The 429-nt window shown below is 48.0% G+C and carries 1 protein-coding gene; it reads left to right on the top strand.

Annotation, left to right across the window (positions count from 1 at the left end; translation table 11 throughout):
* Positions 1-429 (top strand): BCCT family transporter (locus AB4512_RS22755; RefSeq protein ID WP_372175804.1); only part of this gene is annotated, 429 nt, incomplete at both ends.

Below are 429 nucleotides of genomic sequence, written 5' to 3'. Positions count from 1 at the left end.
TATTCCTTGGTCTTATCGCTGTATTGAATTTCACAACTGTGCTTGATTCAATGGCAACGGCGGCAACGGGCTATGTGAAAAATATCGTAGCTTTGAGCCAAAGTGCGGGTCGTGAAGACACAACATGGCTGCATGGTTGGACTGTGTTCTACTGGGCATGGTGGGTTGCGTATGCACCATTCTTCGGTATGTTCGTAGCGCGTATTTCTAAGGGCCGTACGGTTCGTGAGTTCCTACTTTGCGTACTGATTATCCCAACATTGGTAACGTCGGCTTGGATGTCGATCTTCGGTGGCGTAGCTATCGAGCAAGTAATTAACCATGTGGGACAACTTGGCCTCGACCAAGGCATTACAGACGTATCTCTAAGCTTGTTCTACATGCTAGATGCTTACTCGTTCGGTAGCATTCTGTCAGTTCTCGCAGTCG

The sequence above is a fragment of the Vibrio sp. 10N.222.52.B7 genome (assembly GCF_041474275.1).
Taxonomy (GTDB): Bacteria; Pseudomonadota; Gammaproteobacteria; order Enterobacterales; family Vibrionaceae; genus Vibrio; species Vibrio crassostreae_C.
The sequence above is the reverse complement of the archived record's forward strand: the minus strand, read 5'-3'. Positions and strand labels throughout refer to the sequence as shown.